The organism is Streptomyces sp. NPDC002564, assembly GCF_042889645.1.
Classification (GTDB): domain Bacteria; phylum Actinomycetota; class Actinomycetes; order Streptomycetales; family Streptomycetaceae; genus Streptomyces.
Window position 1 is genome coordinate 542,336 of record NZ_JBIARE010000004.1, and the last position, 13,598, is coordinate 555,933.

At 72.4% G+C, this 13,598-nt stretch carries 14 protein-coding genes; 8 read left to right on the forward strand and 6 right to left on the reverse strand.

Going from position 1 to position 13,598, the window contains the following annotated elements; translation table 11 throughout:
• Nucleotides 1-100 precede the first annotated feature (100 nt).
• Complete coding sequence (locus ACFYXE_RS17720; RefSeq protein ID WP_389313316.1) at nucleotides 101-1,549, forward strand: FG-GAP-like repeat-containing protein; 1,449 nt, start codon at nucleotides 101-103, stop codon at nucleotides 1,547-1,549.
• A gap of 99 nt (nucleotides 1,550-1,648) precedes the next feature.
• Here the strand turns inward: ACFYXE_RS17720 and ACFYXE_RS17725 are convergent, their stop codons facing one another.
• Nucleotides 1,649-2,599 (reverse strand): SDR family NAD(P)-dependent oxidoreductase, encoded by a 951-nt coding sequence (locus ACFYXE_RS17725; protein ID WP_389313318.1) that lies wholly within the window; start codon nucleotides 2,597-2,599, stop codon nucleotides 1,649-1,651.
• A gap of 84 nt (nucleotides 2,600-2,683) precedes the next feature.
• Here ACFYXE_RS17725 and ACFYXE_RS17730 point away from each other — a divergent pair, with 84 nt between their 5' ends.
• From ACFYXE_RS17730 to ACFYXE_RS17740, 3 genes are all read left to right on the forward strand, one after another.
• Nucleotides 2,684-3,217 carry a MerR family transcriptional regulator gene (locus tag ACFYXE_RS17730; RefSeq protein ID WP_389313320.1) on the forward strand — a complete coding sequence of 178 codons (534 nt, stop codon included), beginning with the start codon at nucleotides 2,684-2,686 and terminating at the stop codon, nucleotides 3,215-3,217.
• A 79-nt stretch (nucleotides 3,218-3,296) separates the two neighbouring features.
• Entirely contained in the window at nucleotides 3,297-3,761 is a 465-nt protein-coding gene (locus ACFYXE_RS17735; RefSeq protein ID WP_361166632.1) for a carboxymuconolactone decarboxylase family protein, read from the forward strand.
• Nucleotides 3,762-3,822: 61 nt separating this feature from the next.
• On the forward strand, nucleotides 3,823-5,196 hold the full coding sequence (locus ACFYXE_RS17740; RefSeq protein ID WP_389313323.1) for a serine hydrolase domain-containing protein: 1,374 nt from the start codon (nucleotides 3,823-3,825) through the stop codon (nucleotides 5,194-5,196).
• 96 nt (nucleotides 5,197-5,292) lie between these two features.
• Here the strand turns inward: ACFYXE_RS17740 and ACFYXE_RS17745 are convergent, their stop codons facing one another.
• Together ACFYXE_RS17745 and ACFYXE_RS17750 are read right to left on the reverse strand one after the other, a co-directional pair.
• Nucleotides 5,293-5,745 carry a GNAT family N-acetyltransferase gene (locus ACFYXE_RS17745; protein ID WP_389313325.1) on the reverse strand — a complete coding sequence of 151 codons (453 nt, stop codon included), beginning with the start codon at nucleotides 5,743-5,745 and terminating at the stop codon, nucleotides 5,293-5,295.
• A gap of 88 nt (nucleotides 5,746-5,833) precedes the next feature.
• A complete protein-coding gene (locus ACFYXE_RS17750; RefSeq protein WP_361166623.1) occupies nucleotides 5,834-6,292 on the reverse strand; it encodes a MarR family transcriptional regulator in 459 nt (152 codons plus the stop codon).
• Between the two features lie 139 nt (nucleotides 6,293-6,431).
• Between ACFYXE_RS17750 and ACFYXE_RS17755 the strand changes: the two genes are divergently transcribed.
• Both ACFYXE_RS17755 and ACFYXE_RS17760 read left to right on the forward strand, forming a co-directional pair.
• On the forward strand, nucleotides 6,432-7,643 hold the full coding sequence (locus tag ACFYXE_RS17755) for an MFS transporter (RefSeq protein ID WP_389313327.1): 1,212 nt from the start codon (nucleotides 6,432-6,434) through the stop codon (nucleotides 7,641-7,643).
• A 106-nt stretch (nucleotides 7,644-7,749) separates the two neighbouring features.
• Nucleotides 7,750-8,172, forward strand: coding sequence for a heme-binding protein (locus tag ACFYXE_RS17760; protein ID WP_389313329.1), 423 nt, complete (start codon nucleotides 7,750-7,752; stop codon nucleotides 8,170-8,172).
• 84 nt (nucleotides 8,173-8,256) lie between these two features.
• Here ACFYXE_RS17760 and ACFYXE_RS17765 read toward each other — a convergent pair whose 3' ends face one another.
• Nucleotides 8,257-9,126, reverse strand: coding sequence for a GNAT family N-acetyltransferase (locus ACFYXE_RS17765; RefSeq protein ID WP_389313331.1), 870 nt, complete (start codon nucleotides 9,124-9,126; stop codon nucleotides 8,257-8,259).
• Nucleotides 9,127-9,308: 182 nt separating this feature from the next.
• Here ACFYXE_RS17765 and ACFYXE_RS17770 point away from each other — a divergent pair, with 182 nt between their 5' ends.
• The gene (locus ACFYXE_RS17770) at nucleotides 9,309-9,941 is read left to right on the forward strand and encodes an HAD-IB family phosphatase (protein ID WP_361166611.1); all 633 of its coding nucleotides are present in this window, start codon (nucleotides 9,309-9,311) and stop codon (nucleotides 9,939-9,941) included.
• Between the two features lie 374 nt (nucleotides 9,942-10,315).
• Nucleotides 10,316-11,893 carry a globin domain-containing protein gene (locus ACFYXE_RS17775; RefSeq protein ID WP_389313334.1) on the forward strand — a complete coding sequence of 526 codons (1,578 nt, stop codon included), beginning with the start codon at nucleotides 10,316-10,318 and terminating at the stop codon, nucleotides 11,891-11,893.
• Nucleotides 11,894-11,912: 19 nt separating this feature from the next.
• Here ACFYXE_RS17775 and ACFYXE_RS17780 read toward each other — a convergent pair whose 3' ends face one another.
• Nucleotides 11,913-12,395: an NUDIX hydrolase gene (locus tag ACFYXE_RS17780; RefSeq protein ID WP_361166605.1), complete on the reverse strand. Its 483-nt coding sequence runs from the start codon at nucleotides 12,393-12,395 to the stop codon at nucleotides 11,913-11,915.
• Between the two features lie 59 nt (nucleotides 12,396-12,454).
• On the reverse strand, nucleotides 12,455-13,360 hold the full coding sequence (locus tag ACFYXE_RS17785; RefSeq protein WP_389313336.1) for a LysR family transcriptional regulator: 906 nt from the start codon (nucleotides 13,358-13,360) through the stop codon (nucleotides 12,455-12,457).
• Nucleotides 13,361-13,598: the final 238 nt, after the last annotated feature.

Here is a 13,598-nt window from a genome sequence, read left to right on the forward strand (position 1 = left end):
CTCCGTACAACCAGCGTCCCTCTTCGAGGGTCACACCAGGCAAACAGACCCGAGTCCCGTCGATCGAGGGGGAGCTTCCGTGCCACACAGCCGTCGTTTCTTGACGTACGCCATCGCGGCCGCCGCCGCGGCCACCGCCGGGCTCGCGTTCCCGGCCGCCGCCACCGCCGCCGCGCCGCGCGCGGCCACCAGCGACTTCAACGGCGACGGCTACGCGGACCTCGCCGTCGGCGTCCCGGACGGAACCGTGTCGGGCCGGGCCAAGGCCGGTTACGTGAACGTCGTCTGGGGCGGCCCCCGGGGCCTCGGCGCCCACGGCAGCATCCGCGTCACCCAGGCCACCCCCGAGGTCCCCGGCACCCCGGAGGCGGGCGACCGCTTCGGCGCGTCCGTGGCCCTGACGGACCTCAACGGCGACGGCATCGCCGAACTGCTCGCCGGTGCCCCGGGCGAGGACGTCACCGACCGCGGTGCGGACGCCGGCACGGTCATCGTCGTGGGCGGCTCCCGCAGCGGTCCCGGTCCGGGGTCGACGGTCCTGACCGGCCCGTCGCCGTCGGCCGCGTACGGCAGGTCGGTCGTGGCGGCCGACCTGACCGGCGGCGGCAACAAGACGATCGTGATCGGCGGCAAGGACAAGGTCGTCGCCCGGGTCATCGTCGGCGAGGACAGCCTGGTCACCACCGTCGTCGCCGCCCCCATGGGCGGCCGCGCCCCCGTCCTGACCACGGGCGACTTCGACGGCGACGGCACGGCGGACCTGGGCGTGGCGTACTGGACCTCGGGCGTCCCCAACACGCAGTCCCACGTGCGGCTGTGGAAGTGGGACGCCGACGCGTCCGAGATGGCCAACTTCTGGAACACGGACAACGCGGGCGTGACCGCCCTGGCCGCGGGCGACTTCGACGGCGACGGCCACGACGACCTGGCGCTCGGCGAGTGCCGGGAGATCGCCGACGAGAACATCGACGATCCGTGCGGCCCGGAGGGGATCGCCAAGGGCGGCGGCATCCACATCCACTACGGCAGCCCGGCGAACGGCTCGTTCGGCAGCCGCGCCCAGACCCTCAACCAGGACACTCCGGGCGTCCCGGGGGTGGCCGAGGACGGCGACCACTTCGGTGCCGCCCTCGCCGTCGCCGACGTCGACCGTGACGGCCGCGACGACCTGATCGCGGGCGCTCCCGGTGAGGCGATCGGCAGCAAGGCGAAGGCGGGCGCCGCCTGGCTGCTGCGGGGCGGTGCCAAGGGCCTGCTGGATGCCCGCGGCGCGGCCCAGTCCGTCGCCTGGAACCAGGACACGGCGGGCGTCCCCGGGGTCGCGGAGGCGGGTGACGCGTTCGGTGCGGCGGTCGCGGCGGGCGACCACGACAAGGACGGCGTCCCGGACGTCACGGCCGGGTCCCCGGGCGAGAACGCCTCGCTGGGCGCCGTATGGCTGCTCCCCAAGGGCGCCGCCGGCGGTTCGGCGGCCTTCTCGCCCCGCACGCTCGGCCTCCCCTACCTGTCCACGGCCCAGAAGTACGGGAATGCGCTGAGCAGCCGCTGAGTCACTGAGTCGTTGAACCACTGAGCCGTCGGGTCACTGAGCCGTCGAGTCACTGAGCCGCTGTCGGCGGCGGGGCTGCCGCCGTCACCCCGGCCGGCCTCAGAACGCGTCGAGGCCGGTCAGCTCGCAGGAGAGGTCCCACAGGCGCGCGGCCGCGGCGGGGTCGACGGCCCACGGCTTCACGCCGCCGGTCAGCATGTCGTCGGTGGTGGCCGGTTCGGCGATGTCGCAGTCCTGGCAGTACGCCCCTCCGTGGCCGTCCAGGAGGGGTGACGTCGCCGCCCACACGGCCGTCGCCGCGCCCTGCTCCGGGGTCTTGAAGCCGTCGGCGGGCGCCCCGCCGGGCGTCACCCAGCCCTGCGCGAGCCACTCCGCACGCGGGATGTGGCGCTGCAACGGCGTGAGGATGCTGCCCGGGTGGACGGCGAAGGCGTGCAGGCCGTGATCCGCGCCGAGGCGGTCGAGGTGCAGGGCGAAGAGGGCGTTGGCGGTCTTGGACTGGGCATAGGCCAGCCACCGGTCGTAGCCGGTGCGGAAGTGGAGGTCGTCCCAGCGGATGTCCGACAGGAAGTGCCCGGAGGAGGCGACGGCCACGACGCGGGCGCCGGGGGCGAAGGCCGGGCGCAGGCGGTGCGTCAGCGCGAAGTGACCGAGGTGGTTGACGGCGAAGTGCGCCTCCCAGCCGGGGCCGACCCGCGTCTGTGGGCAGGCCATCACGCCCGCGCCGTTGATGAGGATGTCGAGGGAACGGCCCGTCCGCAGGAAGCCGTCGGAGAAGCCGTGGACACTGTCCTGGTCGGCGAGGTCGAGGGCGTGCACCTCCGTGCCGGGGGTGCCGTGCAGGGCCGCTTCGGCGGTTTCGGGGCGACGGGCGGGGACGACGACGTGCGCGCCCGCGCGGACCAGGGCATGGGTGGCGGCGAGGCCGAGGCCGGAGTAGCCGCCGGTGACCAGGGCGGTGGTGCCCGTCAGGTCGACGCCGGCGAGCACGTCGTCGGCGGTGCTGTGGGCGCCGAAGCCGCTGTCGAGCTTCCGCTGTTGGGTGATCATGGCGGTGACGCTAAGACCTAGAGCGTGCGCTAGGTCAAGGGATGGACAGGGGTGCGGTGCGGAGTGACTGGGGTGCGGTGCGGGATGGACGGGAGCGCGACGACGGACGGCCTGTCGGCACGGGGCAGGGGCAGCACGGGCGGCCCGTCCTCAGGGAACGCGGGCGGCCCGTCCACGGGAAACGCGGGCGGTCTTTCGATAGGGCAGGTCGCCGAGGCGACCGGCCTGAGCGTGCACGCACTGCGGTTCTTCGAACGCGAGGAACTGTTCCTGCGCGACATCCCGCGCACCGGCGGAGGCCGACGGGTGTACGCGCAGGCGGACGTGGACTGGCTGCTGCTGTGCGGGCGGCTGCGCGACTCGGGCATGCCGATCGCCACGGTCAAGAGGTTCGCGGCACTCGTCCGCTCGGGGCCGGGCAACGAACCGGACCGCCTCGCCCTGCTCCAGGAGCACGAACGCGCGGTGCGCGCGAAGATCGACGACCTCAACGCCTGCCTGGAGGTCGTCCATGGCAAGGTCGTCACCTACGAGCAGCACCTGCGGGACGGCACGGCCGCCGGGCTCTGGGCACCGGCCCCTCTCACACTCCCGCCCCGCGAATCGTCGATGCAGTGACGGACCACGACGACGCCTGCGCGGACAAGGGACGCCTCCGCGGACGGCGGCGCCGGGCAGACGCTTGAGGAGGACGCTCATGCAGGCTCGTATGCGGCACCCCGCCGTGCTCATCCCCGAGGCCATGCAGGCCCTGCTGGTCCTGTCCAAGGTCGCCAGGACGCAGGGCCTGCCCCAGACGACGGTCGAGCTGGTGCAGTTGCGCGTGAGTCAGATCAACCACTCCAGCGTCTGCGTGGACGGCACCGCGCGCAGTGCGGCGGTCGCGGGCGCCACCGAGGAGCAGCGGGCCGCGGTGGCGGGCTGGCGGGCCTCGACCTGCTTCACCGACGCGGAACGCGCGGCGCTCGCCCTCGCGGAGGCCGTCACCCGGCTCGCCGACCGGACCGGCCCGGTGCCGGCCGAGGTCCGGGAGGAGGCGGCGCGGCACTTCACGGAGCAGGAGCTGGCGGCGCTGCTCCTCGCGATCGGCGTGGCCAACACGTTCAACCGCATCAATGTCACCACGCGCCGGATCGCGGGCGCCCCGCACTGGGACGCGTGAGGAGACGATCACCGGCCGCATCGACTCGACGCACGAGGTGGGCGCCAGGTGAACTGGTCCCATGACGACACCTCGTGAAGAGCTTCTCCCCTCCACCCGCCGAGCCCTCCTGCACCGCATCGCCCTCGCGCAGACCGAGGGCCGGGCCCCCTCGCTGGTCGCCGCGGTGGCCCGGGACGGGGAGTTGGTGTGGAGCGGCGGCCGCAGCATGGTCGACGGACACGCGCCGGACGAGAACGTCCAGTACCGCATCGGTTCGATCACCAAGACCTTCACCGCCGTCCTGGTGATGCGGCTGCGCGACGAGGGCGTGCTCGACCTGGGCGACTCGCTGGAGAAGCACCTGCCGGGCACCGGCGTGGGCGAGGCGACGATCGCCGAACTGCTGTCCCACACCGCGGGACTGGCGGCGGAGACACCGGGCGAGTGGTGGGAGCGCACGCCGGGGTCGACCCGCCCGGAGCTCGCCGACGTCCTCGGCGAGCAGCCGTTCAAGCATCCCGCCGGGCGGCGCTTCCACTACTCCAACCCCGGCTACACGCTGCTCGGTTCGCTGGTGGAGGCGCTGCGGGGCGCGCCGTGGGAGGAGGTCCTGCGCCGCGAGGTGCTCGAACCGCTGGGGCTCGACCGTACGGGCACGCAGCCGCGGGACCCGCATGCGGGCGGCTGGGCGGTGCATCCCTGGGCGGACGTGATGGCTCCCGAGCCCGTCGAGGACCTGGGGCTGATGGCCCCGGCCGGGCAGCTCTGGTCCACGACCGCCGACCTGGTGCGTTTCGCGGCCTTCTTGGTGAACGGCGACGACCGGGTCCTCGGTGCGGAGTCCGTACGGGAGATGCGTACGCCGTCGGCGCCCGCGCAGGCGGGGGACGACCGGGTGTACGGCCTGGGCGTGGAGATCATCCGGTGGTCGCGGGGCAACCTGGTCGGGCACGGGGGATCGCTGCCGGGGTTCGTGGCCGGGCTGTGGGCCAGTGAGGTCGACGGTGTGGCGGCGGCCGTGTTCGCCAACTGCACGTCGGGGCCGCCGGTTTCGGCGGTGGCCGTGGACCTCGTGCGCATCGTGACCGAGGCGGAGCCGCGCATCCCCGAGCCGTGGCGGCCCCTCCCCGAAGTCGACCAGAAGGCGCTGGAGTTGGCGGGTCCCTGGTACTGGGGCACCCAGGTGGTCGTGCTCCGGCTGACGGCCGACGGCGGCGTCGAGCTCGGACCGCTGGCCGGTGCGGGGCGGCAGGCCCGGTTCCGGCCCAACGGTGACGGCACCTGGACGGGCCTCAACGGCTACTACGCGGGGGAGTCGCTGACCGCGGTGCGGCGGTCCGACGGCACGGTGAGCCACCTCGACCTGGGGTCGTTCGTCTTCACGCGCAAGCCGTACGACGAGGCGGCGCCGGTTCCCGGCGGAGTGGACCCGCAGGGGTGGCGCGGCTTCTAGCGGCGGGCACGGAAGGGGCGGGCGGTGAGGGGGCTCTGCCGAGGCGATGTTTCACGTGAAACAGCCCCCTCGCCGTCGACTGCGGGCCCCTCACCCTCAGAGCTGCAGCTTGAATCCCACGTGCGAGGCCGAGAATCCGAGCCGCTCGTAGAAGCGGTGGGCGTCGGTCCGGGTGGCGTCGGAGGTTAGCTGCACCAACTGGCAGTCCTGGCGCCGGGATTCGTCGACGGCCCACTCGATGAAGCGGGTGCCGAGCCCGCTGCCGCGCTCGTCGGCGTGGACGCGTACGCCCTCGATGATCGACCGGGTGGCGCCCTTCCGGGAGAGTCCGGGGACGATCGTGAGCTGCAGCGTGCCGACGACGCGCTCCTCGCGCACGGCGACGACCAGATGCTGGTTCGGGTCGCCGTCCAGCCGCTCGAACGCCGTGACGTACGGCGTGAGGTCGTCCGGCGACTCACGTGCGGCGCCCAGCGGGTCGTCGGCCAGCATGGCCACGATGGCGGGCAGGTCCGCGACGACGGCGGGGCGTATCTCAAGATCTCCCATGGCCGCACCTTATGCGGACCGACCCCGGTGCGGGGAGGGCCCGCAGGACCGGCCCCGGGCCGTCCCCGTCGTACGGGCCCGGCCCGGCCTACGCCGGTACGCGCAGTGTTTCGACGGCCTTGACCAGCGGGGCGAGCTCCGGGCTCTGCGCGGCCTCGTCGAGGGCCTCGCGCAGCGCGGCGTCGTTGGTGGGCCGAGCCTCGGCGAGTAGCGCCGCGCCGGTCTCGCTGACGTCCGTGTAGATGCCGCGCCGGTCGGTGGGGCACAGGTAGCGGGACAGCAGGCCGCGTTCCTCGAGCCGGGTGACGAGCCGCGTGGTCGCGCTCTGGCTGAGCACCACGGCGTCCGCCACCTGCTTCATCTGCAGATGGCCGCCCTCGCCGTCGTGCTGGCGGTTGAGGACGTCGAGAAGGCTGTACTCCCGCACGCTGAGGCCGTGCTCGGCCTGCAGGGCGCGCTCGACGCGGGCCTCGATCTTCCCGTGGAGCAAGGAGAGGGCGCACCAGCTTTGGGCGAGCGCGGTCAGTGCGGGGTCGGTCGCTGTCATGGCTCTTGTTCCTCCGTCCCGGAGCGGCTGCACCCAGAGTAGTCCACCGATGCAATATCCGGCGTTTGCAATTAACCCGCGTCTGCAATTATTGTGGACGCACGTTAAGCGCACCTGCAATCGTTTGGAAGGTAGATCCATGCCTCTCGCGCTTCTGGCCCTCGCGATCGGGGCCTTCGGGATCGGAACCACCGAGTTCGTGATCATGGGGCTGCTTCCCGAGGTCGCGGGTGACTTCGGTGTGTCCATCCCGACGGCCGGCTTCCTCGTGACCGGCTACGCCCTCGGCGTCGTGCTCGGCGCTCCCCTGATGACCGCCCTCGGCACCCGGATCCCGCGCAAGCGGATGCTGATGCTGCTGATGGGCCTCTTCGTCGCCGGCAACCTGCTCTCCGCCGTGGCCCCGGCCTTCGGCGTGATGCTGGCGGGCCGCATCGTCGCCTCGCTCGCCCACGGTGCCTTCTTCGGCATCGGCTCGGTCGTCGCGGCCGAACTGGTCGCCCCCGAGAAGAAGGCAGGGGCCATCGCCATGATGTTCTCCGGTCTCACGGTGGCCAACGTGGTCGGCGTGCCGCTCGGCACCCTCGTCGGACAGGCCATCGGCTGGCGGATCACCTTCGTGATCGTCGCCGCCCTGGGCGTCGTCGGCCTGGCCGGCATCGCCAGGCTCGTCCCCGACCTGCCCAAGCCCGAGGGCGTGCGGCTGCGCGACGAGATCGGCGCCTTCCGCAACGTCCAGGTGCTGCTCGCCATGGCGATGACGGTCCTCGGCTTCGGCGGCGTCTTCGCGGCCATCACCTACATCACGCCGATGATGACGGACGTCGCCGGATACGCGGACTCCTCCGTCACCTGGCTGCTCGTCCTCTTCGGGCTCGGCATGGTCGGCGGAAACCTGGTCGGGGGACGGTTCGCGGACCGTGCGCTGATGCCGATGCTGTACGGGGCGCTGGGCTCCCTCGCCCTGGTGCTCGGCCTGTTCACCCTGACCGCGCACAACAAGATCGCGGCCGCCGTGACCGTCCTGCTGATCGGCGCCCTGGGCTTCGCCACCGTGCCGCCGCTGCAGAAGCGCGTCCTGGACTACGCGTCCGGCGCCCCGACGCTCGCCTCCGCGGTCAACATCGGCGCCTTCAACCTGGGCAACGCGCTGTCGGCGTGGCTCGGCGGGCTCGTCATCTCCGCAGGCCTCGGCTACACCGCCCCGAACTGGGTCGGCGCGGTCCTCGCCGCCTCCGCCCTCGTCCTGGCCCTCGTCTCGGCCGCCCTGGAGCGCCGTTCCGGAACACCCGGCCCGGTCGTGACGGGCGCGACGCCGGTCGAGCAGCCGACGCCCGTCCTCCACCACTGACCGGCTGTCGGCCCCGGGGTTCCCCCGGACAACCCCCTCCCCTGCATCACGCGTACAACCCCCCTCCCCTGAATCAACGGCACCACCGCACAAGGAGAAACCCCTCATGAGCACCACCACCGCCGTCGCCCCGCTGACCATCGAGGACGCCGAGGCGCTCGTCACCGCCGCCCGCCGCGCCGCCGAGGCCGCCGGTGTCACCGTCAGCGTCACCGTCCTCGACGCGGGCGGCCACCTGCTCGCCTTCCGGCGCGACGACCGCGCCGTGCTGATCTCCGGTGAGACCAGCACCCGCAAGGCCTACACCGCCCTTCAGCTGAACGCCCCGACCGCCGACCTGGTCGACGCGGTCCAGCCCGGCGGCCTCTTCCACACCCTGCCCACCGCCCTGGACCGCCCCCTGCTCTTCATCGCCGGCGGTGTCCCGGTCCACCGCGACGGCCGCCTCATCGGCGCCGTGGGCGTCGGCGGCGGTGCGCCCGAGCAGGACCACGGCTTCGCGACGGCCGCCGTGGACGCCCTCGTCTGAACCACTCCCGCGTGAACCCACGACGGAAGGGCCCGCCCCGGGAATCCCGGGGCGGGCCCTTCCGTGTGCGGATGCGGCGGCCGGTCAGCCGGCCGCGACCGTCAGTGGCGCGAAACGGCGGGTCCAGTCGCCGGGCAGCTCCGGAGTGCCGTACGCCATCACCGCGTTGAAGGCGACGGACTGCAGGCCGCTCTCCTTCGCCCACGCCAGCAGCTCTTCGTGCCGTACGTCGATGTCGGTGCGCAGCGGGCGGTCGGTGGCGGCGCCGAGCGAGGCGATCAGCGCCTTCGCGGTCTCCGTGTCGCGGGCGATGAGCGGGCCCACGACGTGGGTCTCCATGTTCGGCCAGGCCCCCGCGTAGCCGATGATCGCGCCGTCCGCCTCCGCGACCCGGAGCTGGTCGGTGAAGGCGGGCAGCCGGGTGATCACATGCATCCGGTCCTGGCCGAAGACCTCGGTGTCGAGCCGCAGGATGGCGGTCAGGTCCTCCGCGGTGGCCGGCCGGGTGGCGATGCCGGGCAGCGGTCCGCGCGGCTCCAGACGGCCCCGGAGCATCTCCGCACGGCCGATCGCCTTGAAGCCGAGCTGCTCGTAGAGCGGACGGCCGTTCGGTGTCGCGTGCAGGGTCAGCGGGGTGGTGGCCGCCTCCTCGACGGCGTGCTGCATCATCCGGCGCCCGATCCCCCGGCGGGCGTACCGCTCGGCGACGAGGACCATGCCGATCGCCGCGAGACCGGGGCGCTGGGGAGCGCCGTACTGGGTCACGACGTAGGCGCCGATGAGGCCGGGGCCGTCGGGGTCGTCGATGCCGTAGCCCGTTCCGGCCGAGAGCAGCAGGCCCCACTTGTGTTCTTCACGGGGCCAGCCCCGGTCCTCGGAGAGATCGGCGCAGGCCCGCAGGTCGCGGGGCGTCAGGCGGCGGATGGGCAGTGCGGAGAGGGAAGGTGTCGACACGCGGGTCAGGCTGTCTGACGTACATCGTCTGCGTCCAGCCGTTTGTGGGCAGAAGCACGTCGCTTTTGGCCATGCGTCCGGCGGGCGCCGGGGGTGTGGTTTCACGTGAAACACACGGTGTCGGGCGGGCGAGGCAGGGGCGTCCGTCAGGGGGAGGGACCGTGGGGCTAGCCTCGGCCTACATGGCACGCCTACATCTCTTCGACCTGGACGGGACGCTGCTGCACGGCACGGCGGCGCCCGTGCTCATCTCGAGGCAGCTCGGCCTGGACGCGGAGATCGCCGACCTGGAACGCGACTTCGTGGCGGGGCGGCTCACCTCTCCGGAGTACGCGGTGCGGGTGCACGCCCTGTGGGCCGAGCTCACGGACGCGCAGGTGACGGCCGCCTTCGACGGGGCGCCCTGGCTCTCCGGCATCCGGGAGACCTGGGCGGACATCCGGGCCGACGGTGACTACTGCGCGGTGGTGTCCCTGTCGCCGTCGTTCTTCGTCGAGCGGCTCCTCGGCTGGGGCGCGCACGCCGCGCACGGGTCGCGGTTCCCCGCCGTGCCGTTCACCGAGCCCGTCGATCCGACGGGGATTCTGAACGCGGCGGCCAAGGTGAAGATCGCGAACCGGCTGTGTGAAGAGTTCGGGGTGGGCAGGAGCGATTGCGTCGCGTACGGCGACTCGCTTTCCGACCTGGAGTTGTTCGGTGCCGTGCCGGTTTCCGTGGCCGTCAATGCGGACGAACGGCTGGTGAGACTCGCCACCCACTCGTTTGTCGGGCGCGATCTGCGGAAGGCGTACGAATTGGTCCGGCACGACCGGTAATTGCGGCAAAGGGCGGGCGGATCCGCTGAATTCCAGGCGAAGGGGAGAGGCACTTGTGCGTGCGGCGGCTGCCGGTATGGTCGATCTCTGTTCGTGCCGGGTGGGGCTCTTCGCGCCACTCAGGGGGGTACGCGCGCAGGCCGAAGAAGCCTAACGGGGGCAAGAGATCCAGAACCCGTACTTTCCGTTATACGGCCGGACCGGCCGTGGGGAATGGGATGCTGCGGTGAGATGACTGCGGCCAATGTCACATTCTGACCCTACTTGTCCGTAGGGTCCGGCAGTCCGGGGTTCAATGTGGCCGGATAAGGCCATCGAGGCAGAGCGGGGACAGCAGGCAGCTTCCGGCAGGAAGTGCGCACACCGACCGAGAGATGTTCGAGGCGAGGCACAGCATGGACGCTCCGACCACCACGTCGGCGGATGACGGTACTTCCGGCGAGGGAGGCGGCTGGTTCACGCCGCGCAAGCCGCCGAAGACGCAGGACGACGGGGAACGTCAGCGGCCCGACGCCGCCGCGACGCCCACCGAGTCCACCGAGGACTCAGCGGACCAGCGAATACCCGCTGCCGCAGCCGCCTCCGCCGGTGCGTCCGGCGCCCCGCGGCTGCAGCCGCGCATCCCGCTGGCCCGGACCGCCCGGACACGGCCTCCGCAGCCGGACGCCCAGCAGCCCATGGCCCAGCAGCCCACGGCCCCGCACCACGAGCCGTCCCTCTACGCGGCCCCGCACCACGAGCCGTCCCACCACTCCCACCACGCGGCCGCGCACGATGAGGCCCCGCAGGCCCGGCCCGACACGCCGCCGCCCGCCCAGCCGATGTCCAGACCGGCGAAGCAGGCGTCCCCCGACGCGCTCCTCGTCCAGCGCACGATGGCCGAAATAGCCCCCGTCGCCGACAAGGTCACCTCGTACTTCTACGCGCTGCTCTTCACCCGTCACCCCGACCTGCGGCCGCTGTTCCCCGTGGCGATGGACACCCAGCGGGACCGGCTCCTCAAGGCCTTGCTGACCGCGGCCGAGAACGTGGACAACCGCGACGTGCTCGTCACGTATCTGAAGAACCTCGGGCGCGGACACCGCAAGTACGGCACCCGGCCGGAGCACTATCCGGCCGTCGGCGAGTGCCTGATCGGCGCCCTGAGCCGGTACGCGAGCACGGTCTGGGACGAGGCGACCGAGGCCGCCTGGGTCCGGACGTACACGACGATCTCCCAGGTCATGATCGACGCGGCCGCCGAGGACGAGCTGAAGGCCCCCGCCTGGTGGTTCGCCGAGGTCGTCTCGCACGACCTGCGCACCCCCGACATAGCGGTCGTCACCGTCCGCCCCGACCAGCCGTACCCCTTCCTCGCCGGGCAGTACACCAGCCTGGAGACCCCCTGGTGGCCGCGGATCTGGCGGCACTACTCCTTCGCCTCGGCGCCCCGCTCCGACGGCCTGCTGTCCTTCCACGTGAAGGCCGTCCCGGCCGGCTGGGTCTCCAACGCCCTGGTGCACCACGCCCGGCCCGGTGACGTCCTGCGCCTCGGCCCGCCCGCCGGTTCGATGACCGTCGACCACTCCAGCGACAGCGGACTGCTCTGCCTGGGCGGCGGCACGGGCATCGCGCCCATCAAGGCCCTCGTCGAGGACGTCGCCGAGCACGGCAGGCGGCGGCCGGTCGAGGTGTTCTACGGCGCCCGCACGGACCACGACCTGTACGACATCGACACGATGCTGCGGCTGCAGCAGTCCCACCCGTGGCTGGCCGTCCGGCCGATCGTCGACCAGCGCGCCCAGCTGCCCGACGCCGTGCGCGAGTACGGGCCGTGGAACGAGTACGACGCGTACCTCTCGGGCCCGCCCGGCATGATCCGCAACGGAGTGGACGCCCTGCGGGACATCGGCATCCCGGAGGGCCGGATCCGCCACGACTCCGTCGAGGAACTGATGGCGGCGGCCGACTGAACCGGCCCGCCGGCCCGGACTAGCCCAGATCGGGGGCGTGCATCGCGCGCACGCCCTCGATGTTGCCGTCCAGGTAGTGCCGCAGCGACAGCGGTACGAGATGGACCGAGGCGATGCCCACCCGGGTGAAGGGCACGTGCACGATCTCGTACTCGCCGCACGGCTCCTCGATCTCGGGGCCGTGCCGCAGCCCAGTGTCCATGGACTCCAGGCGGCAGACGAAGAAGTGCTGCACCTTCACGCCGGTCGCGCCGCCGTCCTCGCCGATGTGCTCCACGGTGTCGACGAAGCAGGGCACGACATCGACGATCTTGGCGCCGAGTTCCTCGTGGACCTCACGGTGGAGCGCCTCGACGACGGAGGCGTCCTCGGCCTCGACGCCGCCGCCCGGTGTCACCCAGTACGGATCGACACCGGGTTTGGTGCGCTTGATCAGGATCAGGTCGTCTCCGTCCAGCAGGACGGCGCGTGCGGTGCGCTTGACCACGGGTCGGACGGTCATGGGGGAAATGTGGCCCGGACTGTTCCACGTGAAACATCGTGGACCAGCCGCGACCCCCATCAAGCCCAGTCGACGGCAGCACGCAGCAGCCACTCGTGCGCCCGCGCGATGTGCGGCAGGGCGAGTGTCCCGGTGCGCACCGCCAAGAAGTACGTACGCAACGGGGGCACCGCGGGGTCGAGCAGAGCCACGACGTCACCGTGCTCCAAGGCGTCGGCACACAGATAGCGGGGCAGCACGGCGAGCCCCGCTCCCGAGGCCGCGCAGGCCAGGACGGCCCGCAGATCCGGCACCACGACCGTTCCCGAGGCCGCCGGGCGGGCGTCGAAGACGGCGGCCCAGTAGCGGGAGACGAACGGCAGCGATTCGTGCACCTCGACCACCGGGACGCCCGCCAGCGACTGCGCCATCCCGCGGCGCGGCGTACCGGGAGGGAGCTGGGCCGCCCAGCGCTCCCCCGCGACCAGGACGTGCTCCTCGTCGCAGAGCGGTGCCGCGGAGAGCAGTGTGCCGCGGGGGCGGGCCGTGGTGACGACCAGGTCGTGGTGGCCGGCGGAGAGCCCGTCGAGGACCTCCTCGGCGGTGCCGAACGTGGTGCGCAGGGCATAGCCGTGACCGTTCTCGCCGGTCAGGGCGGCGAGGGCGGGCAGGGCGCGTTCCGCGGTGAACTCCGGTGGCCCCGCGAGGTGGAGGGTGCGGGCCGAGGAGCCCGCGTCGGCCCCGGTCCCGGCGATCTCCACCAGGGCGTCCAGGTGCGGCGCGGCCTTGTGGGCGAGCTCGTCGCCGATGGTCGTGGGGGTCACGCCCCGCGCCTGGCGCAGGAACAGCGGGCGCCCCAACTGACGCTCCAGCGTGCGGATCTGGGAGGTGACGGCGGGCTGGGAGAGGCCGAGCAGGGCGGCCGCGCGGGTGAAGGAACCGGCCCGGTGCACCGTCACGAAGGTGCGCAGCAGAGCCAGATCCATGGCGACGTCTCTCCCCTTCCGGTCCGCCGCGGTGCCCGGAGCCGGAGGGCTCGTGCCCGCTTGACGCGCGTAACTATAAATATGTCGATAGGCATCTGCCGCTACTGTGATTGGACACTGACACAGAGTCAACTAGCCTTGTGCGCGCGGTTCTTCGCGCGCGGAACCGGAACGGTCCGAGCCACGAGGGGGGAGGCTCGGACCGTTCGTTGTGCGTAGCCGGGACGCTGCCGGGCGG